Origin of the sequence: Paenibacillus sp. H1-7 (assembly GCF_022354825.1) — a bacterium.
Classification (GTDB): Bacteria; Bacillota; Bacilli; order Paenibacillales; family NBRC-103111; genus Paenibacillus_S.
In genome coordinates, this window is the sequence record NZ_CP031168.1 from 3,406,826 (window position 1) to 3,427,275 (window position 20,450).

Sequence of the window (20,450 nt, forward strand, 5' to 3'; positions counted from 1 at the left end):
GCCATGAGCAAATTACTAAACGATATTTTGGAGTACAACCGTCATTTTGTCGAAGAAAAGAAATACGAGCCGTACTTGACCTCGAAATTTCCGGATAAAAAGTTCGTTATTTTATCCTGCATGGATACCCGGTTGATCGAGCTGCTGCCAGCCAGCATGAACATCAAGAACGGTGACGTCAAAATTATTAAAGCTGCGGGCGGCGTCGTTTCGACACCTTTCGGGGGCATTATGCGAAGCATCATCGTAGCCATTTATGAATTGGGTGCGGACGAGGTATTCGTTATTGGACACCACGATTGCGGGATGAGCCACCTGAATCCGGAGAAGACGAAGCAGAAGTTCATTGAGCGCGGCATTAAGGAAGAAACGATTAAGACACTTGAATATTCGGGGCTTCATATCGAAAGATGGTTAAGAGGCTTTGACGATGTGGCGGAGAGCGTGAAAAACAGCGTCAACGTCATTAAAAACCATCCGCTGGTTCCGGACATTCCGGTACACGGCTTGATCATTGACCCTGCTACCGGCAAGCTGGATGTAGTATCGGCCGATTGATTCACGAGTAATACGGCAGCTCGACCAGCCTCGGCATCCGGTATTTGCCGGGGAGACTGGTCGTGCAGGCTGCCGGCTGTTCCAAGATTATCCTCGTTTATCGACTAACCTCATATTGGCATTATAGATTTGTCCGCTGCTCTTCAGTACGTACCCGCTGCCGCTCCGGTAGTCCAGCGTCATCCGATCCTCGAAAAAAATCTCGTCCTTCTTATCGTACAATAATGAGAACGGCTCTCCTGAAGCGCGTAAATCGCGTTCTCCAGCGCCGCTTACAATCCACAATGTCGGCACTCCGCTAACCGAGCATCCGCACCCCTCCGAATCAAAGGCAAGCTTCAACTCCTCATTCCCGTTCAACGTTTGCTTATGCAGCTGTTCTGTCGCTTGTTCTGTAAATGTAATATGCATGGATGTCCTCTCCTTTGTCTCTCTGTTATGCACTCCTCATCATACCACACAATAATTTTCAAATGTCATTTGATTCTCTATTCCGGACGAAGTATGATTTAAGTAATTCGCCTGGAAAGGGGTGCCATTCATGACTGCACTATCGTTCGAGCAGAAGCTGACAGATTTCAAGGAATATTTGAAAAAAATGAAAAGCTATGAGGAAGCTATCGGATTGTTGTATTGGGATATGCGCACCGGTGCGCCCAAGAAGGGGATAGCTACCCGGTCCGAGGTCGTTGGCGTCTTGTCGGGAGAGCATTTTGCCATGGCGGTTTCCGAGCAAATGGGAGAGATGCTGGACTATTTCACCGAAGCGGAAACGTTCGGCAAGCTTGACGCCGTTGACCGCGTGATCGTGACCGAATGCAAGAAGGATTACGACCGCAGCAAAAAAATTCCTCCGAAGCTGCATCAGGAATACGTCGTGCTGACCTCGCAAGCGGAGTCGATATGGGAGGAAGCCAAGGAAGCTTCCGATTATAAGAGATTCCAGCCTTACTTGGAGAAAATTGTAGCGACCAATCTGGAGTTCATCTCCTTATGGGGATACGAAGGGCATAAATACAATACGCTGCTCGACATGTATGAGCCGGGAATGACCGTAGCCAAGCTGGACCAAGTGTTCGGCGCCTTGAGAGAGAAAGTCGTTCCGCTGTTGGCCGCCATTCAAGCTTCTCCCGACAAACCGGAAACGGGATTTCTTCGTCAAACGTTCGAGAAGGAGAAGCAGAAGCAATTCAGCTTGTTCATCCTGAAGCAAATGGGATACGACTTTGAAGCGGGACGATTGGATGAAACCGTCCATCCTTTTGCAACGGGGCTGAACCCGGGCGACGTAAGGATTACGACGCGTTACTTGCTGGATGATGTGAACAGCGCCTTGTTCGGAACGATTCACGAGGGCGGACACGCCTTGTATGAGCAGAACATTTCCGAGAAGCTTATCGGAACGCCTCTCTGCACCGGGACCTCGATGGGGATTCATGAATCCCAATCGCGATTCTGGGAAAATATGATCGGTAGAAGCCGTCCGTTCTGGAAACGGTATTACTCCGATCTGCAAAACAATTATCCAGGGCAATTCGATTCGGTTCCGGTGGAAAACTTCTACCGTGCGACGAATGAAGTCAAGCCGTCGCTTATTCGGATCGAAGCGGATGAATTGACTTACAACTTACATATTATGGTGCGCTATGAGATTGAAAAAGCCTTGTTCAGCGAAGCGGTGAAAGTGGCCGATCTTCCGGAGGTATGGAACGAGAAGTATAAGGAGTACCTGGGCGTCGTTCCCGCCAATGACGGGGAAGGGGTGCTCCAGGACGTACATTGGTCCGGAGGGGCATTCGGCTATTTCCCTTCGTATGCGCTCGGGAATATGTATGCCGCACAAATTACGCGGACGCTCCGCGGCCAACTGCCTGAGTACGATCAGCTGATCGAAAGCGGCAATTTGCTGCCGATCAAGGAGTGGCTGACGGATAAAATTTATCAATACGGCAAGCAGCTGACACCGAACGAGATTATTATGCAGGTGACCGGAGAAGAGCTGAATCCGGACTATCTGGTGCAATATTTGAAGGAGAAGTACAGCGATATTTACAAGCTGTAAGCTGATACACGATTCAATGGAGCTAGGATGAAAAGCCTTGGGAGCGATCGGTTTCGCGTTCCCGGGGCTTTTTTTCGATAAATTATTGATAATGATTTTCAAAATCGTTGACAACTGATAACGATTCTCATAGAATAAAAAAGTACTTTAATTCCTTTATCAACTTATCAATCGCTAGAAAAGCAGAAGAGGTCATATGAAAGCTTTACTTTCATCAAATCAAGCCAAGATTTGGGGTCTTATTTTTTTCGTTATTGTATGTGCGGCATCTTTTGCTTGCAGCGTCATGTTCGGAGTGAACAACTACTCCATTCAGGACGTCATCGACGCGTATACGGCGTTTAACGGCTCGAATGAGCATCTGATCATTCAGACGGCGCGGATCCCCCGCGCATTCATTGCCATCGCTGTAGGAGCGAGCCTGGCGGTTGCAGGAGCCTTCATGCAGGCGCTCACCCGGAACCCGCTGGCATCGCCCAGCTTGTTCGGCGTCAATTCGGGAGCCGCATTTTTGATCGTATTGCTGGTAGCCTTCGGGTCTTCGGCATCGCTTATGACGTTAACCTGGGTCGCATTCGCTGGCGCGGCAATGAGCGCAGGCATTGTTTATTTGCTCGGTTCGCTTGGGAGAGACGGTTTGACTCCCGTGAAGGTCACACTGGCCGGATCGGCTGTCACGGCGTTCTTCTCCTCCATGACGCAGGGCGTATTATTGACGAACGGCAAGGCGTTCGATCAGGTGTTGATCTGGCTTGTCGGATCGGTTGCGGGCCGTGAGCTGAAAATGCTTCTCGCCGTAGCTCCGTACCTTGTCCTTGCGATGATCGGTGCCCTGCTGCTGAGCCGGCACATCAACATTCTGGCTATGGGCGATGATGTGGCCAAGGGCCTGGGTCAAAAAACAGCATACATAAAGCTTGGCGCCGCTGTAGTCATCGTGCTTTTGGCAGGCGGATCCGTTGCGGTTGCCGGGCCGGTTGTCTTCGTAGGCATTATCATTCCGCATATCGCGCGATACCTGATAGGCACGGACTACCGTTGGATTGTGCCCTATTGCGCGGTCTTGGGAGCCATCCTCATCCTATTGGCGGATGTAGGATCCCGTTTTATCGCGATGCCGAAGGAAGTGCCTGTTGGAGTAGTCACCGCATTGCTCGGAGTTCCTTTCTTCGTGTATATAGCACGGAAAGGAGCGAAGTCGTAGGATGAGCAAGTATTTGACAGTTCGCGGGAAAAGTTCCTGGTTTTCGTTTCTAATCAGTAAAAAGATGCTTTGGGTTATAGCAGGCCTGCTTATCGTGAATGCCGCCGTTTTCATTGTCGGCACGGGTATCGGTTCGGTGAAGGTCACGCCGGTGGAGGTTATTAAAGTCCTGCTCGGTACCGGCTCCGAGATGCATACGGTCATCGTGAATACGCTGCGGCTGCCGCGGATGATCGTAGCGGTGCTCGTTGGGAGCTCGCTGGCGGTTTCCGGCGCGATACTGCAGGGACTCATACGCAACCCTCTCGCTTCTCCTGATATCGTAGGGATTACGGGAGGAGCAACGCTCGGCGCAGTTTGCTTCTTCTTCTTTCTGGGGAGCGCCATCAGCATTACATGGCTGCCGTTGTGCGCCATTATCGGAGCGTTCGTTTCGACGCTGATTATATATTTGCTCGCCTGGAAGAAAGGCGTATCCCCATTACGAATGGTAATGATCGGAATCGGGATGTCGGCCGCTTACAGCTCGATTTCTTATATGCTGATGATATCCGGTCCAATTATTTTGGCTAACAAGTCGATGACGTTCATGACCGGGAGCATCTACGGCGTTTCTTGGGAAAAAGATGTGCTGGTCATGCTGCCTTGGGTTCTTATCCTGCTGCCGTTAGCACTGCTAATGGCCAGGGAAGTGAACGTGCAGGAGCTCGGGACGGATATTGCGGCGGGAGTAGGAAGCGCCGTTCAAGTCAAGCGCGCATTATTGATTCTGCTAAGCGTTGCGCTGGCCGGAGCGGCGGTAGCTATCGGAGGTGCGATCGGATTTATCGGTCTTATGGCTCCGCATATTGCCCGCAAGCTGGTCGGTCCCGCGTTTGGTGGCGTGCTGCCCGTATCCGCGTTGATCGGATCTCTCATTCTTCTGGTCGCCGATCTGGCGGCAAGAACGCTTTTTACCCCATTAGATATACCGGCAGGCGTATTTACGGCCGTTATCGGAGCGCCATTTTTCGTCTATTTATTATACAAAAACCGTCATGCATGATGATATTGAAGGAGATGACTTCGGATGTACGCTTTGGAAGCGAAAGGCTTAAGCTTATCCTATGGAGCCGTGCCCATTTTTAAAGATTTGAGCGTGAACATTCCAAAAGGAGAAATTACGGTACTGATCGGCAGCAACGGCTGCGGCAAATCTACACTGCTTCGCTCGCTTGCCCGATTGTTGAATCCGCAGCGCGGCACGATTGTACTGGATGGTCATGAGCTAGCCAAGCTTCCTACCAAAGAAATTGCCAAGAAATTGGCGATTTTGCCGCAAGGACCGACCGCCCCTGAAGGGCTTACGGTGCTGCAGCTGGTAAAACAGGGGCGTTATCCGTACCAAAGTTGGCTCCAGCAATGGTCGGAAGAGGATGAACGGATGGTGCGGCTCGCGTTGGAGGAAACGGGGATGACGGAATTTTCCGAGCGAACCGTCGATGCCTTGTCCGGCGGACAACGGCAAAGAGCCTGGATTGCTATGACGCTGGCTCAAGGCACGGATACGGTGCTGCTGGATGAGCCGACAACGTATCTGGATATGACGCACCAGATCGAAGTGCTGGATTTGCTGTATGAGCTGAACGAGAAAGAAGGCCGGACGGTCGTCATGGTGCTTCACGACATTAACCTGGCGTGCCGGTACGCCCATCATATGATCGCAGTGAAGAACGGCGCGATATGGGCGCAAGGAAAGCCGGAGGATATCGTTACGGAGTCGATGATCCGTTCCGTGTTCGATCTCGAGAGCCAGGTGCTGAAGGATCCGTTTTACGGAACGCCTCTGATCATCCCGTACGGCAAGGGCAGAACCGTAGGTCTTGAGCAAGCGGTAGAGGCTAAGAGTAAGCCGGAGCCGAAGAAGGAAGCCCCTTCCCGTGTCCCGACCATAGCGTAAATTATGAAGTAAAAGCCGTCTGGAAGCAGACGGTTTTTTTGCGTTTTCGCTTGATGCTTTGACGGCTGCGGCATGACGCTCTCACCATTCTCTGGGCTGGCGCATAGACTATCGCATCAACGAAAACAAATGGAGGGACTTGCTATGAAAAGGATCAAGTGGGGCCGCATTGTCGCCATTCTGCTAGCCATGGCATTGATGCTGACGGCCTGCGGACCCGGCAAGAAGGAGGAAGTGACGAAGGTTCGCATCGGGGAAGTAACACGGTCGATTTTTTACGCTCCTCAATATGTGGCGATTTCCAAAGGCTTCTTTAAAGAACAAGGGCTGGATGTGGAGCTCACTACAACCGCCGGCGGCGACAAGACGATGACGACTTTGTTGTCGGGGGGCATCGATGTGGCATTGGTCGGATCGGAGACATCCATATACGTAACGCAGCAAGGCAGCGGCGATCCGGTAATCAACTTCATGCAGCTAACGCAAACGGACGGTACGTTTCTTGTATCCCGTAAGCCGGTCACAGGCACATTCGACTGGAACACGCTGAAGGGGACGACGTTCCTGGGGCAGCGCAAAGGCGGGATGCCGCAAATGGCGGGAGAATTTACATTGAAAAAGCATGGCATCAACCCGCAAAAAGATATGAATTTGATCCAGAACATCGATTTTGCCAACATCACGTCGGCCTTTGCCTCGGGAACCGGCGAATATGTCCAGCTGTTTGAACCACAGGCAACGGTAATTGAAAAGGAAGGCAAGGGGTATGTTATCGCCTCGTTCGGAGTCGAAAGCGGCAAGCTTCCTTACACCGTATTTATGTCCAAGAAAAGCTTCATGGATAAAAACAGCGGAACGGTCCAGAAGTTCGCCAATGCCGTTCAAAAGGCGCAAAACTGGGTTCAAACTGCTAGCGTAGATGAGATTACGGATGCCGTAATAACGTTCTTCCAGGATACGGATAAAGAAATCATTAAAAATGTCGTCAAGCGCTATAAAGATCAAGGCTCGTTCGCTACCGACGGATTGATCGACGAGCAGGAATGGAACAATCTGCAGGACGTTATGGAAAGTGCAGGAGAATTGAAGCAGCGGGCGGATTATAAGGCACTCGTGAACAACCAGTATGCGGAGAAAGCGAAGCAATCGGTCAAATAATACGCAGGATGTATACAGTTCGGAATCAAACCGTAAGCCGGAAGGGGGTTCTACAATGCAAACGGTGGTGGAGCTGCAAGATCTTACCCATGTTTATGTAAACGGGCGCGGCGCTTCGCTTGCACTGGAGCAAATCAGCTTGCAGGTGACGCAGGGGGAGTTTATCAGCTTGATCGGACCGAGCGGGTGCGGCAAAACGACACTCTTGTCTCTGATCAGCGGTCTGCTGACGCCTACAGCCGGAACCGTACGTATTGCAGGCGAACTCATCAAGCGCCCGACACCGAAGGTAGGGTACATGCTGCAGCAGGATTACTTATTTCCATGGCGCACCATCTATGAGAATGCATCCATCGGCCTTGAGCTGATGGGCAGGAAGGATCCGGCCGCCCGTTCCTTCGTGCTGGAGCTGCTGGACGATATGGGGCTGTCCGATTATGCCGACAGCTATCCTCAGCAGCTGTCCGGGGGAATGCGCCAGCGTGTGGCTCTGGTGCGCACTCTTGCTACCGAGCCCGACATCTTGCTGCTGGATGAACCGTTCTCGGCATTGGATTATCAAACAAAGCTCCAATTGGAGGATCTCGTTGCGGTAACGCTCCGCTCCCGCAACAAGACGGCGATCCTGGTGACGCACGATATTTCGGAGGCTATCGCCATGAGCGACCGTATCGTCGTGCTGCAGCCGAGACCCGGGCGCATCCGGGCAACCGTCGACGTACCTGAGCCGATTCGTTCGGCTATCCCGCTGAAAGCGCGGGAGGAAGCGGGGTTTCATAACTTGTTCCATCGATTGTGGGGGTTGTTCGAGGAGATGGACGGGGATGGGGTGAGCACCAATGGATGAATCGAAGACTATAGAAGCCGAAGGGACGGTTACGATTTCAGGAGGGCTGCATTCGCAGCAGCTTGCACAGAAGGAATACGACCGCTTCTTGAAGGCGGAGCGTAAAACGACGCATCAAGTGTGGCTGACCCAAGCGGCCATTCTGCTCTTGTTTCTCGCGCTCTGGGAAGTAGCGGGGCGAAATCAGTGGATCGATGCGTTATTGTTCAGCTTCCCGAGCCGGATCGGCGCATTGCTGTATTCGAAGTGGGTGGACGGAACGCTGCTCATTCACGTTGGGGTCACTTTGTGGGAGACGGTGGTCGGATTTCTCCTGGGTACCCTAGTCGGAACGGCCGTGGCAACAATGCTCTGGTGGTCGCCGTTCCTGTCCAAAGTACTGGACCCGTATATCGTCGTGCTCAACAGCTTACCCAAAGTGGCGCTAGGTCCGCTTTTTATCGTCGCTTTAGGACCCGGTGTTTTGTCTATCATCGCAACCACCTTGTCGATAACGGTTATTATTACGATTTTGACCGTATACGGCAGCTTCAAGGAAGTGGATGCGAATTATACGAAGGTCATTCGAATTTTCGGCGGAAGTAAGAGCACCGTGTTTCAGAAAGTGATTTTGCCGGCATCTTACCCGACGATTGTATCGACGCTGAAAGTGAATGTCGGCCTTTCCTGGGTAGGGGTAATCGTAGGCGAGTTTCTGGTGTCGAAGGAAGGACTGGGCTATTTAATCATTTATGGCTTCCAGGTATTTAATTTTACGCTGGTTATCGGCAGTGTCCTGCTGATTGCCGTTGCGGCTACGGTCATGTACCAGGCGGTCGCTTATCTGGAAGGCAAATTGATAGGTAATAAAAGGAATTAAGTCTCATAGGGAGTATGAAGCTTCTATATGAAGCTTCGTGCTTCCTCTTTTCCTATTGGACAAGCTGTGTGAAGGCTCATGATCATCCGCATGGAGAATATTGTCGAATGAATCGAAAGAAGATAAGATAGGGATACATTTACCAAGGAACTAATTAAAGTGGGGTTTGACTATGGGGATTCGCGTCATCAAAACAGCCGTTGCCGTGTGGGCATCGATTACATTGGCCGGCTTGCTGGGCATTCCATCTCCTTTGTCCGCAGGCTTGCTTGCTATTCTCGGAATCGATGTGACCAAGAAGAAAGGATTGCGAACTTCGATCCAACGCATTGCCGCGTCGATGATTTCACTGGTATTATCCGCGTTCCTGTTCGGCTTGCTCGGTTTTCGCATTGAAGTCATAAGCTTATGTATTCTTATCTTATATCCGGTATTGACGCGGCTGAAATTGAAGGAAGGGGTCGTCACAAGCTCGGTTGTCATGTTTCACGTATATACTGCCCATGAATTATCGGCGGCTCAGCTGTTGAACGAGGTTTCGCTGCTTCTGGTCGGACTCGGGACGGCTACCGTTATCAACATCATCTATATGCCGCGAGCGGACAAGAAGCTGATGGAGCTGAAAGGAAAGCTTGAAGCGTGCTTTTCACAAATCTTCGTACAAATATCCCGGCATTTGAAAGAACCCGACTACATATGGAGCGGTAGCGAGCTGCTGGAGGGTCAAGAGCTGATCCGATGCGGATTGCAGGAAGCCGAGCGGTCCAAGGAGAATGCGCTGTTCCTTCAGGATGATCCGCTATGGACGGTCTACTTTTTGATGCGCAAGCAGCAGATGGAATCGATCGACCGCATGATTCAGCTTGTTGCCCAGGTTTATCAGACGCTTCCTCACGGGGAGCTGCTTGCTTCGGTATTCGAAGGGCTGAGCGAGGATGTGAAGGTGGATTATTACACGGGCCGTGCGGAAAAGGCGCTGGAGTCACTAGAGGTGGGCTTTCGCCAAATGCCTCTGCCCGACAGCCGAGAAGAGTTCGAAGTCCGTTCCGCTCTGCTGCAGCTGATGATGGAGCTGAAGGCTTACCTCGCGGTTGCCAAACGAAGGAAAAAGCAAAAAGAAGCCCATCCCGGTCACTAAGGAATGGATTCTATTAATCGCTTTTAATTTCTATGCTTGGAAACAGGCATTTCACAAAGCATTTACGAATAATATTAATTCACGTGAATTTGTTTTATCAACATTTGCCTATGTCCTGCATACAAATGTAATGAATGATTGTATGGAGGAGGTTGAACAGATGTCATTAGATAAAGATTTGCAGTGCAGAGAGATCTATACGAAGGCTGTATGCGGCAAAGGACGTAAATTTTCGCAAGTAACTAATACGGTCACTCCGCCTCATGCTCCGACGAGTATTTTGGGTGCTTGGATTATCAACAACCAGTATGATGCGGTGAAGTCGGGAGAGCATGTGGAAGTAGTAGGTACTTACGACATCAATATTTGGTATTCTTACGACAAAAATACCAAAACGGATGTTGCGAAAGAAACGATTTCTTATGTTGAGGCGGTAGGGCTCTCTTATCTCGATAAGAAGCACAGACCGTCGACAGCCGAGGTGACGGCTTTCGCCACCCAGGAGCCTAACTGCGTGGAAGCCAGCATTTCCTCACGCGGGGATAGTGTAGTGATTCGCGTGGAGCGCGAATTCAAGGTGGAAATGATCGCTGAGACCAAAGTTTGCGTAGTGGTGTGCGCGAACGGCTGCGGTGATTTCGACGATAAGCAGGTTGACTTGGCGAGCGTTGACGACGGCGACTATGAAGATCTCGATCCCGATCTCTTGGATGACGATTTGAACTGATTTCTGCTTTTAGTATATGCCAACAAGGTTCAATTCGGCAGAGGGCGTCAGCCCTCTTTTTTGTTTCAAATGGTTGTTCGCCTGAAAATAGGCTCTTGGCCATCCCGGGCCAAATTATCCGATGGTAAAGGGGGCTGCACTCAAGATGCGCGTTTATTTGCTGCATTCCAATGAACCGACCCTGCATTTGCTGCTCGAGCGGATCCATCTGCCGCATGGAACGCAGCTGCCTGCTCAACACGCTCAATCCTGCATTATCCATTGGGGCTGCTTTCATGCGGCGAAGGCGGGCCGGCTGTCGTTTCAGCCGGTCAAATGCATGCTCCGCGCGGCCAGCCCCCGCAAATCCGCGGAATTGCTGAAGCTTCACGGAATTCACCTGGCGTCGGAATCCGAGAAGCCTTCGCTGCGTTTCTCATATGAGTATTTAATCCCCGTATTTCATCTGCAAGCACTGGCGCTGTTTCAAAAATCACAAACGGTCTTCTTCGGCAGCAAGCGGCCGCTGCAAAAGGCCGAGGAGCCCGATTTTACGGAAGTATTGGCGGAAACGCCGTCTTATCATGCCGTTCGGGCAAAGCGTGAGGCAGTTAAGGCCATCTATGCGCTTGGGCTGGATTACGGCGTTGTGAAGGTTGGAGTGCTCCCGAACGGCGAGCTCGTCGTTCTTGAGGTGAATGCCGTGCCGAAGCTTACCGACCGGCTTGCGGAGCTGTTTGCCGAAGCGATGCATCAGCTGGAGCAGGAGCTGGCCCATGACGATCCGGAGTCACGGCAGGAAGCGATGCTTGGGGCGGATCCTGAATTTTTGCTTCGCAACGAAAGAGGAAAAGTGGTCTTTGCTTCCAATTATATGGAAAAGGAAGGGCCGATCGGCTGCGATGCGATCGTACTCCCGAGCTTTCGCAAAATTTATCCGTTGGCCGAGCTTCGCCCGGAACCGAGCAAAGACATTAAGCAGATGATCATCAATCTGCACCGGACGATGCAAATGGCCTCGCGCCGCATTACGGACGGCTCGCTGGAATGGATTGCGGGAGGCATGCCGGTCAGAGGCTTTCCGCTCGGCGGGCATATTCATTTCAGCGGAATCCCGCTAAGCGGCGAGCTGCTGCGGGTGCTGGACAATTACTTGGCGCTTCCGCTGGTGCTGCTGGAGGATGCGACGACAGGTAACCGCAAGCCCCAATACGGCTTCCTGGGCGACTTTCGGAGGCAGCGTCACGGCGGCTTCGAATACCGCGTACTGCCGAGCTGGATGATCTCTCCCTCCATTGCCAGAGGCGTGCTTACAATGGCGAAGCTGATCGCCGATCATTACCGCCACCTGCCGGCAAGACCGCTCGATGAGCAGGATATGCAGGAGGCTTATTATGCTGGAGATAAGAAAGCGATACGCCCCCTGGTTCCGAGCCTGTGGGGAGACCTCGTAAGGCTCCGTGATTTTCGCCAATACGAGCCCTATTTGATTCCGCTCAAAAACCGGCTGCTCCGCATGGAATCCTGGAACGAACAGGAAGATATACGCCGCAATTGGAAAATAGGGCCTTTTCATAGAAAAGAAGAATCGCCTGTTAATTCGTGATATAATAGACAAAATGATAGAGGAAATCATAGTTGCGGCTGGCAAGCAAGGAATGGACCCGTCGCCGGATATTGGCTTGGACGCAGAGGGTCAGAGGATCCCGGCTCCTACAGTCGAAAACGGATAGCAAAACGCTGCGGTTCATTCCTCTGCTTGAAGGTTCGCGTTTTTTTTCCTCACAGGCATATACGAATTAGCATGGAGGAGCAAGCATGGCCAAATATACGCCGATGATAGAGCAATACCTTGCCATCAAGGCGGAGGTGCAGGACGCTTTTTTATTTTTCCGCTTGGGCGATTTCTACGAAATGTTCTTTGAAGATGCAATCAACGCTTCGCGGGAATTGGAAATAACGCTGACCGGACGCGAAGGGGGAGCCGAGGAGCGGATTCCGATGTGCGGAATACCCTATCATTCGGCAGATAACTATATTGCCCGTTTAATAGAAAAAGGGTTCAAGGTGGCCATCTGCGAGCAGGTGGAGGATCCGGCGCAGGCCAAGGGCGTCGTCCGGAGGGAAATCGTCCGGATTATTACACCCGGAACCGTTATGGATGCCAGGTCGCTCGGAGAGACCAGCAACAATTATATGGTGTCGGTGACGGATACCGGACGCGGCACCTACGGCTTCGCCGCATGTGACATCTCGACGGGGGAGCTGTTCGTCACCCGTCTCGAAGGAACGCTGGCGCTAGTGATCGACGAGATGAACGTGTATCATCCGTCGGAGCTTCTGGCCGCACCTGAGCTGCTGAGCAAGCTTCAAGAGCATACGGCAGCCGCGTGGTCCGGTACCATCGTGGTGACGCCGCGGTCCGATCGCAACGTACATACGAACGTGAAGCTTGGAGATTATTTTGCGGAGACGGAGCTGGCCGCTCTGCACGGTGAGGGCAAGGAGTGCGTACAGCAGCTGATGTCGTACCTGCAGGAGACGCAAAAGCGTTCGCTGTCCCACATTAAGCATATACGCGTATATGAGCAGAACCAGTATATGATTATGGACCCGTTCACGCGCCGCAACCTGGAGCTGGTGGAAACCGTGCGCGACAGAGCCAAAAAGGGCTCGCTCTTGTGGCTCCTGGATAAGACGGTTACCGCCATGGGCGGACGTCTGCTGCGCCGGTGGATCGAGAAGCCGCTGATGAGCGAGACGGCGATTCAAGAGCGTCTGGAGGCCGTGGAGCGGCTGTACCATCAATTGATCGTGCGCGACGAGCTGAAGCAGTCGCTGAAGGAAGTCTACGACCTGGAGCGGCTCGTGGCGCGTATTGCCTACGGCAACGCCAATGCCCGCGACCTGGTCGCGTTGAAGGCGTCGCTGCAGCAGGTGCCGCAGCTGAAGCAAATATGCGAGGCGTCGGGCTCCGCGACGCTGTCGGCTCTTACGGCACGGATCGACCCGTGCCAGGATATTATGGCGTGGATCGAGGACGCCATTACGGAGGAGCCGCCCGTCTCGATTCGCGACGGCGGGATGATTAAGGCGGGCTACCACGATTACCTCGACCAGCTGCGCGAAGCCAGCACGAACGGCAAGCAGTGGATCGCCGAGCTGGAGAGGCAGGAGCGGGAGCGAACCGGCGTCAAGTCGCTGAAAATCGGCTATAACAAAGTGTTCGGCTACTATATTGAAGTGACCAAAGCGAATCTTCCTTCTCTGGAGGAAGGCCGCTATGAGCGCAAGCAGACGCTCGCCAATGCCGAGCGGTTCGTCACGCCGGAGCTGAAGGAGAAGGAAGGCTTGATTCTCGAGGCTCAGGAGAAGATGGTCGATCTGGAGTATGAGCTGTTCATGCAGCTGCGCGAGAAGCTGTCCGTGCATATTTCCCGGCTGCAGCAGCTGGCCGAGCTGATCGCAACCATCGACGTCTACCAGTCGCTGGCCGCCGTCAGTGCGGCAAACCGCTATACGCGCCCTCAGATCGGAGAGTTCTACGAGCTGATGATCGAGGAAGGCCGCCATCCCGTTGTGGAGGCGGTGATGCTCGATGGAGTCTTCATCGCTAACGATACGAAGCTGAGTGCAGAGGAAGGCAGCATGCTGCTTATAACCGGGCCTAACATGGCCGGGAAAAGCACCTACATGCGGCAAGTAGCCATCATTTGTCTTATGGCGCAAATCGGCTGCTTCGTGCCTGCGCAGTCGGCGAAGGTGCCTATCCTCGACCGGATCTTTACGCGTATCGGTGCTGCCGACGATTTGATCGGTGGTCAAAGCACCTTCATGGTCGAAATGATGGATATTCAGGTCATGACCGAGAAAGCGACGGACAGGAGTCTTGTCATCATCGATGAGCTGGGACGCGGTACGTCCACCGGCGAAGGGATGGCGATCGCTCAGGCGGTTATCGAGTTTCTCCACGACCGGATCGGCTGCAAAACGCTGGTCTCGACGCATTTTCACGAGCTGGCGCATCTGGAAGAGACGCTCTCCGGCCTTCGCAACTGCTGCATGGCGGTCAAGGAAAGCGGCCGCCAGGTGACGTTTTTGCGCAAGCTGATACCAGGTGCAGCGAGCACCAGCTACGGGATTTACTGCGCGCAAATCGCAGGTCTGCCGGGAGACATCATCGACCGCTCCTACGACCTGCTGAGCGCATTCGAAGCGCGGGCCGAGCTGCTGCAAGGCACGGATCAGATTGCAGCCGGTAGCGGACCGGCAGGAGCCGGACAAGCTTCACCGGTTCAGGAGCGGACTGCAGCTTCGAACAATGTAGATGAAGCCCAGCACCCGGTCACACAGGCTAACGCTCCGGAGACCGAAGAATCGAAGCAGGAGCCTCAGCCGGTTATGAACAGCCGGTCATCGGAGCAGCGTCAGCCGGATCAAGTCAAGGAAACGGCGGCCTACGTTCAGCTGAGCTTGTTCCAGGAAGCCGAGCCTGCATCCGACCGGTCGAAGAAGAAATCAGATCCTCGGCTGGAGCAGCTAGCAGAGCAGGTGAAATCCGCCGATCTAATGAATATGACGCCGATGATGGCGATGAACTTTTTATTTGAATTGAAAAAGCAATTAGGATAGCTTCCAAATGCGAAAGGATGAACCTTCGATGAAAAAGAACGGCTACCGTGCAGTGATCCGGCAAACCGCTTCCGCTCTATTATCTCTTTCTTTATTGTTTCCGGCGGCTACTGCCGTTCTGGCCGCCGATAAGCCGGACGCCGATTCGGCCCGGATGAACGAGGTTCTTGATTTGATCGAGCAATATCATGTCAGCGCTCCGTCGAGGGAAAGCCTGACGGATATTGCGATCCAATCGATGGTCCGCTCGCTAGACGATCCGTACACCGTTTATTTTACGCCGGAGGATTACAAGAAATTTTCCAACAGTCTTGAAAATTATTACGTCGGCATCGGTGTACGGGTAAGAGCCTTCAACAACGGCGCTTATATTAACGAAGTGTTCGACGGTCCGGCCAAAAAAGCGGGGATGCTGCCGGGCGATCGTATTATCGAGGTGAACGGAGAGTCGACGGAAGGGCTCACCATTGATGAGATATCCCAAAAAATCGTCGGTCCCGAAGGAACGAAAGTATCCGTTACGGTTGAACGCGACGGACAGAACGTCGTATTGAGCATGTCGAGACAAACGTATCAGGCTCCTGTAGTCACTCACAAGCTGTTCGGCAAAGACGTAGGGTACATCCGGGTAACCAGCTTCTCCAGCGAAGCGGATGAACAGACGGCTGCGCAGCTGGCTGAGCTGAAGCAGCAGGGGATCGGAAGTCTCGTATTGGACTTGCGCTACAATCCCGGAGGTCTTAACGAAACGGCAATCAATATGGCGAAGTTGTTTGTCAAGCAAGGCATCCTTATTCATACGAAGGACAAGAACAATGTCGATGTGCCGGTCAAATTTTCGGGAGGTACGACGCAGCCGTTCCCTCTGTATATTTTGGTAAATGAATACAGTGCCAGCGCATCCGAGGTATTGACCGGAGCGCTTCAGGATTACAACGTCGCTACCAAGGTCATCGGGACCAATACATACGGCAAGGGCAGCGTTCAATCCCTCATTCCTTTGTCCAGCGGCGGAGCGTTGAAGGTTACGATTGAGGAGTATTTGACGCCGAAGCTGCGCAAAGTGAACCATATCGGCTTGAAGCCCGATATCGAGGTGGAAGGGGAGCTGTCGCAGCTCATAACGGCGCTCCATGAAGCGGGGATCAAAGAAATCAAGGTAGGATTGGACCGGCAAGGGGTATCTGTCAACCAAATGTATGTTGAGGACTATTTCGATGTCATTCGCGATCAAGGCGATCTCTATGTGCCGTCAAGACTGCTGAGCACGCTTGTGGACGGACTTATCCGCTGGAATGGCGAGGCTGAAGCTATTGAAGTGACCGCTGCCGGGGAGACTCATACTTACCGGACCTCCGACGGCAGTGTCTTACTGAAAAACGGTACAAGCTATTTAAACATAAGCAAGTTTAAGGAAGCCTTCCCGCAGCTGAAATGGTCGGACAACGGAGTAGAGGTCGATTTGAGCGCTTCAAAGGGGTAATGAACGATGGGCAGAATCAAAATATTGGATGAGCATATAGCGAACCAGATCGCAGCGGGGGAAGTGGTGGAACGCCCTTCTTCGGTTGTCAAGGAGCTGGTGGAAAATGCGATCGACGCCGGGAGCACGCGCATCGACGTTGCGATTGAAGAGGGCGGGCTCGAGCTCATACGCGTTACGGATAACGGCTCAGGCATGGAGCGGGACGATTGCGAGGTTGCATTTTTCCGTCATGCTACGAGCAAGATCGCAAGCAGTCAGGATCTGTTCTCTATCCGGACGCTCGGCTTTCGCGGAGAGGCGCTGCCGAGTATTGCCGCCGTCTCCAAGGTGACCTGCGTCACTTCTACCGAGCAGACCGGTCTAGGCTACAAAATGGTCATTGAAGGCGGCACCGTCAAGACGTTTGAGGACACGGCTTCTCCCCGTGGAACGGACGTCCAGGTAAGGGAGCTGTTTTATAATACTCCGGCGCGTTTAAAGTATATGAAGACGATTCAGACGGAGCTTGGCCACGTCTCGGATTATATGTATCGTCTCAGCCTGGCGCACCCGGAAATCGCGTTTACGCTCAAGCATAACGGAAGCCAGCTCTTTCAGACGCTCGGCAACGGAGATATGCTGCAGGTCATCGCGGCAATCTACGGTACGGCTGTCGCCAAGGGCATGCTTCCTATCGAAGGAGAGCATCTGGATTATACGATCCGCGGCTATATCGGCAAACCGGAGACGACACGTGCGAACCGCAACGCGATATCCACGGTTATCAACGGGCGGTATATCCGAAATTACACGCTTATCCATGCCCTCCTTCAGGGGTATCATACACTGCTGCCGATCAACCGATATCCGATCGCGGCATTTCATATTCAGACGGATCCTACGCTGATAGACGTGAATGTGCATCCGGCCAAGCTGGAAGTACGATTCAGCAAGGAGCAGGAGCTCATCCAGTTCGTTGAGCAGCAGGTTCGTCAAGTGCTGAACCGTCAGATTCTGATTCCGTCGGCGGCGCAGGCGAAGCCCAAGAAAGAGGCGCTGATCCAAGAGCAGCTGGAGCTGTACCGTCCCGCAGCGCAGGCAGCGGAGCCGCAGCGGGATCAAGCTTCGCCTTCCAATTCGCATAGAGTGGGCTCGTACGGAGATAGTGACGAATTATCCGCATCGGCAGGGAACAATGCTGTGCGGAATGAACCGTCGCAAGCTGCGGCTCGCTCCTATGAACAACAGCGTGAGTCCTCGTACAGCGATGATAGGGCACTCCGAAGCTTATACGATTCCATAGGCTCTATGGATTCTTATCAGCCGCCGCAGCAGCAGCCTCCGGGCGGCGCCGAATTTGGACAGACGCGTGCCTCCGGGCCGCCGGCAAGCAATTCGTCCAAGCGGGCGGATAGCTTAGACTACCGCCAGCGGGAGAAATCGCCGAAAGAGCAGGCCGCCTCGAATGCCGCCTTTCTCCGTTCGGCTATTCCTGATGAAGAGGAAGCGCCGCCTTCGTTGCCTGCGTTCCCGAAGCTGTTTCCGATCGGACAAATGCACGGCACGTACATCGTCGCCCAGAACGAAGAGGGCTTGTTCTTAATCGATCAGCATGCGGCTCATGAGCGCATTAATTATGAATATTACTACGAGAAGTTCGGCAAGCCTGCCGAGGCCAGCCAGGAGCTGCTCGTTCCGATAACGCTGGAATTTACTCCTTCCGAGTCGGAGAGATTGAAGGAGAAGGTGCCTCTGCTGGAGCAAGCTGGGGTATATATGGAACCGTTTGGTGGCAATGCTTATTTGGTCAGAGCATATCCGCACTGGTTCCCCCAAGGGGAAGAGAAAGCGCTGGTGGAAGAAATGACCGAATGGCTTCTGTCCGAGCGCAAAAGCATCGATCTCGGAAAAATGCGCGAGAAGGCGGCGATCATGTGCTCCTGTAAAGCCTCGATCAAAGCCAATCAAAGCCTAAGTACGCTTGAGATGGAAGGGCTGCTGGACCGGCTGGCGGCATGCCGTAACCCGTACACGTGCCCGCATGGGCGGCCGATTGTCATCAGCTTCTCCACCTACGAGCTGGAAAAAATGTTTAAGCGGGTGATGTAGTTGCTGATAACGACCTCCTATGAACCGCTTTCCTGGCAGCTCGAGCTTGCTTCGACACTCATGGAGCAGGTTCAGTCGCTGGAGGAAATGGAGACGCCGGCACGAATTGTAAGGCGGGGGAAATTGTCGCTGCCCCAGCTTCGCGATCGATACGGGGACTCACAGATCCTGCTTGTATCCAGGGAGCGAATAGAGTATTATCATGAACAGCAGCCTGCATTGTTCTTCCATCCAAGCACGGCGGCTATTCGCGTCAAACGATTGATAAACGGCGAGAAGGATACACTGCTGGAGTTTGCCGGCTTGGAAGCCGGGGATTCCGTACTGGATTGTACGGCGGGTCTAGGATCCGACTCCATCGTGTTCTCTTTTGCTACGGGTGAAGCCGGAAGTGTAACCGCTTTGGAAACAAGTTCCATCCCGTATATGCTGCTTCATAACGGATTGCGCAGCTATGAATCGGATATTCCCGGATTGGAAGCCGCTATGCGGCGAATCCGTGTGCTGCATCAGGATCATCTGACGTATTTGCGTCAGCAGGAGCCGGGATCGTTCGATGTCGTATATTTCGACCCGATGTTCCGCAAGCCGATCCACGAATCCAGCTCGATTCGTTCGATTCGGGGGCTTGCCGACTCCAGGGCATTAACGGAGGAAGCGGTCAAGCTGGCTCAGAAGATAGCCCGGCGCGCCGTAGTGATGAAGGAGCACAGGGACAGCGGAGAATTCGAACGGTTAGGCTTTCACGAGGTTCACCGATCTACAACGAAAATTGCTTACGGAGTGATAAGATTGTGACTCAAGCTTTAAGTAAGCCAAAGCTGCTCGTCCTGATCGGACCGACGGCGGTCGGCAAGACGAAGCTTAGCCTAAGCTTGGCGGCGGAATACGGCGCCGAAATTATTTCGGGAGACTCCATGCAGGTTTACCGCGGGATGGATGTTGGTACGGCTAAGGCGACTTTAGAGGAGAGGGAGGCCATCCCTCATCATCTGATCGACATCCACGAACCGGATCACCCGTTTTCGGTTGCTGAATTTCAAGAGCGTTCGCGTTCTCTGATAACGGAAATTCATGACCGCGGCCATTTGCCGTTTCTCGTAGGAGGCACCGGACTTTACGTTGAGTCGCTATGCTACGATTTTCATTTCAGCGAGCATGGGTCGGACGAGGCGTTCCGGGAAGAGATGCGCCAGTATGCCGAGCTTCATGGGAACGAAGCGCTGCTGGAGCGGCTGCGCGAGGTAGATCCGGAGATGGGCGACAGACTGCATGCGAACGATCAACGCCGAATTATTAGGGCATTGGAAGTATACCATTTATCCGGACAGCGGCTCTCCGAGCAGCTGAAGGTACAAAAAAAACAGTCCCCGTACGAACTATGTATCGTCGGGTTGACAATGGACAGAGCTTTACTATATAAACGTATTGAAGAGCGTATCGATCTCATGGTCGAGCAGGGCCTTGTAGAGGAAGTCCGCCGTCTGAAGGAAATGGGCTACGGGTTGCAGCACATAGCCATGCAAGGGCTGGGCTACAAGGAGATTTTGGGCTATTTGGACGGAGCTCTGACCTTGGAAGAAGCGATTGTACAGCTTAAACAGGATACGCGGCGATTTGCCAAACGCCAGCTCTCGTGGTTTCGCCACATGAAAGATATTGAGTGGGTGGATGTCACCGATTTGGGAAATTTTTCTGCCCACTTGGACCAGATTCATGCTATAATAGCAGATAAGCTAAAAATCGAACGTCAATATCATTGAGGGGGCCCAT

General features: G+C 52.9%; 17 protein-coding genes. 16 read left to right on the forward strand and 1 reads right to left on the reverse strand.

What is annotated here, in order from left to right:
* The first annotated feature begins 3 nt into the window (after window positions 1-3).
* Window positions 4-558 carry a beta-class carbonic anhydrase gene (locus DVH26_RS15215; protein ID WP_239634519.1) on the forward strand — a complete coding sequence of 185 codons (555 nt, stop codon included), beginning with the start codon at window positions 4-6 and terminating at the stop codon, window positions 556-558.
* 87 nt (window positions 559-645) lie between these two features.
* Here DVH26_RS15215 and DVH26_RS15220 read toward each other — a convergent pair whose 3' ends face one another.
* Window positions 646-969 (reverse strand): iron-sulfur cluster biosynthesis family protein, encoded by a 324-nt coding sequence (locus tag DVH26_RS15220; RefSeq protein ID WP_239634520.1) that lies wholly within the window; start codon window positions 967-969, stop codon window positions 646-648.
* 130 nt (window positions 970-1,099) lie between these two features.
* Here DVH26_RS15220 and DVH26_RS15225 point away from each other — a divergent pair, with 130 nt between their 5' ends.
* The 15 genes from DVH26_RS15225 (at window position 1,100) to miaA (ending at window position 20,440) form a co-directional block, all read left to right on the forward strand.
* The gene (locus DVH26_RS15225; RefSeq protein WP_239634521.1) at window positions 1,100-2,620 is read left to right on the forward strand and encodes a carboxypeptidase M32; all 1,521 of its coding nucleotides are present in this window, start codon (window positions 1,100-1,102) and stop codon (window positions 2,618-2,620) included.
* Between the two features lie 196 nt (window positions 2,621-2,816).
* A complete protein-coding gene (locus DVH26_RS15230) occupies window positions 2,817-3,824 on the forward strand; it encodes a FecCD family ABC transporter permease (protein WP_239634522.1) in 1,008 nt (335 codons plus the stop codon).
* Between the two features lies 1 nt (window position 3,825).
* A complete protein-coding gene (locus DVH26_RS15235) occupies window positions 3,826-4,869 on the forward strand; it encodes a FecCD family ABC transporter permease (RefSeq protein WP_239634523.1) in 1,044 nt (347 codons plus the stop codon).
* Between the two features lie 24 nt (window positions 4,870-4,893).
* Window positions 4,894-5,763 carry an ABC transporter ATP-binding protein gene (locus DVH26_RS15240; RefSeq protein ID WP_239634524.1) on the forward strand — a complete coding sequence of 290 codons (870 nt, stop codon included), beginning with the start codon at window positions 4,894-4,896 and terminating at the stop codon, window positions 5,761-5,763.
* A 144-nt stretch (window positions 5,764-5,907) separates the two neighbouring features.
* On the forward strand, window positions 5,908-6,921 hold the full coding sequence (locus tag DVH26_RS15245) for an ABC transporter substrate-binding protein (protein WP_239634525.1): 1,014 nt from the start codon (window positions 5,908-5,910) through the stop codon (window positions 6,919-6,921).
* A gap of 55 nt (window positions 6,922-6,976) precedes the next feature.
* Window positions 6,977-7,768, forward strand: coding sequence for an ABC transporter ATP-binding protein (locus DVH26_RS15250; protein ID WP_239634526.1), 792 nt, complete (start codon window positions 6,977-6,979; stop codon window positions 7,766-7,768).
* On the forward strand, window positions 7,761-8,627 hold the full coding sequence (locus DVH26_RS15255; RefSeq protein WP_239634527.1) for an ABC transporter permease: 867 nt from the start codon (window positions 7,761-7,763) through the stop codon (window positions 8,625-8,627). Before DVH26_RS15250 ends, DVH26_RS15255 begins: the two co-directional genes overlap by 8 nt.
* A 172-nt stretch (window positions 8,628-8,799) precedes the next feature.
* Entirely contained in the window at window positions 8,800-9,765 is a 966-nt protein-coding gene (locus DVH26_RS15260; protein WP_239634528.1) for an aromatic acid exporter family protein, read from the forward strand.
* 160 nt (window positions 9,766-9,925) lie between these two features.
* Window positions 9,926-10,492 (forward strand): outer spore coat protein CotE, encoded by a 567-nt coding sequence (locus DVH26_RS15265; RefSeq protein WP_239634529.1) that lies wholly within the window; start codon window positions 9,926-9,928, stop codon window positions 10,490-10,492.
* Window positions 10,493-10,637: 145 nt separating this feature from the next.
* The gene (locus DVH26_RS15270) at window positions 10,638-12,077 is read left to right on the forward strand and encodes a putative amidoligase domain-containing protein (RefSeq protein WP_239634530.1); all 1,440 of its coding nucleotides are present in this window, start codon (window positions 10,638-10,640) and stop codon (window positions 12,075-12,077) included.
* Window positions 12,078-12,289: 212 nt separating this feature from the next.
* A complete protein-coding gene (gene mutS, locus DVH26_RS15275) occupies window positions 12,290-15,103 on the forward strand; it encodes a DNA mismatch repair protein MutS (protein ID WP_239634531.1) in 2,814 nt (937 codons plus the stop codon).
* A gap of 28 nt (window positions 15,104-15,131) precedes the next feature.
* Complete coding sequence (locus DVH26_RS15280) at window positions 15,132-16,586, forward strand: S41 family peptidase (protein WP_239634532.1); 1,455 nt, start codon at window positions 15,132-15,134, stop codon at window positions 16,584-16,586.
* A gap of 6 nt (window positions 16,587-16,592) precedes the next feature.
* Window positions 16,593-18,677, forward strand: coding sequence for a DNA mismatch repair endonuclease MutL (mutL, locus tag DVH26_RS15285; protein ID WP_239634533.1), 2,085 nt, complete (start codon window positions 16,593-16,595; stop codon window positions 18,675-18,677).
* The gene (locus DVH26_RS15290; RefSeq protein WP_239634534.1) at window positions 18,678-19,475 is read left to right on the forward strand and encodes a class I SAM-dependent methyltransferase; all 798 of its coding nucleotides are present in this window, start codon (window positions 18,678-18,680) and stop codon (window positions 19,473-19,475) included.
* Window positions 19,469-20,440, forward strand: coding sequence for a tRNA (adenosine(37)-N6)-dimethylallyltransferase MiaA (miaA, locus tag DVH26_RS15295; protein WP_239635381.1), 972 nt, complete (start codon window positions 19,469-19,471; stop codon window positions 20,438-20,440). The genes DVH26_RS15290 and miaA overlap by 7 nt, the downstream gene beginning before the upstream one ends.
* Window positions 20,441-20,450 lie beyond the last annotated feature (10 nt).

Excerpts from the sequence above, each read along its gene's own strand:
- DVH26_RS15280 (WP_239634532.1), top strand. The coding sequence starts at position 15,132 with ATGAAAAAGAACGGCTACCGTGCAGTGATCCGGCAAACCGCTTCCGCT.
- DVH26_RS15215 (WP_239634519.1), top strand. The coding sequence starts at position 4 with ATGAGCAAATTACTAAACGATATTTTGGAGTACAACCGTCATTTTGTC.
- DVH26_RS15250 (WP_239634526.1), top strand. The coding sequence starts at position 6,977 with ATGCAAACGGTGGTGGAGCTGCAAGATCTTACCCATGTTTATGTAAAC.
- DVH26_RS15255 (WP_239634527.1), top strand. The coding sequence starts at position 7,761 with ATGGATGAATCGAAGACTATAGAAGCCGAAGGGACGGTTACGATTTCA.
- DVH26_RS15270 (WP_239634530.1), top strand. The coding sequence starts at position 10,638 with ATGCGCGTTTATTTGCTGCATTCCAATGAACCGACCCTGCATTTGCTG.
- DVH26_RS15235 (WP_239634523.1), top strand. The coding sequence starts at position 3,826 with ATGAGCAAGTATTTGACAGTTCGCGGGAAAAGTTCCTGGTTTTCGTTT.
- DVH26_RS15220 (WP_239634520.1), bottom strand. The coding sequence starts at position 969 with ATGCATATTACATTTACAGAACAAGCGACAGAACAGCTGCATAAGCAA.
- DVH26_RS15265 (WP_239634529.1), top strand. The coding sequence starts at position 9,926 with ATGTCATTAGATAAAGATTTGCAGTGCAGAGAGATCTATACGAAGGCT.
- DVH26_RS15245 (WP_239634525.1), top strand. The coding sequence starts at position 5,908 with ATGAAAAGGATCAAGTGGGGCCGCATTGTCGCCATTCTGCTAGCCATG.
- mutS (WP_239634531.1), top strand. The coding sequence starts at position 12,290 with ATGGCCAAATATACGCCGATGATAGAGCAATACCTTGCCATCAAGGCG.
- DVH26_RS15230 (WP_239634522.1), top strand. The coding sequence starts at position 2,817 with ATGAAAGCTTTACTTTCATCAAATCAAGCCAAGATTTGGGGTCTTATT.
- mutL (WP_239634533.1), top strand. The coding sequence starts at position 16,593 with ATGGGCAGAATCAAAATATTGGATGAGCATATAGCGAACCAGATCGCA.
- DVH26_RS15260 (WP_239634528.1), top strand. The coding sequence starts at position 8,800 with ATGGGGATTCGCGTCATCAAAACAGCCGTTGCCGTGTGGGCATCGATT.
- DVH26_RS15225 (WP_239634521.1), top strand. The coding sequence starts at position 1,100 with ATGACTGCACTATCGTTCGAGCAGAAGCTGACAGATTTCAAGGAATAT.
- DVH26_RS15240 (WP_239634524.1), top strand. The coding sequence starts at position 4,894 with ATGTACGCTTTGGAAGCGAAAGGCTTAAGCTTATCCTATGGAGCCGTG.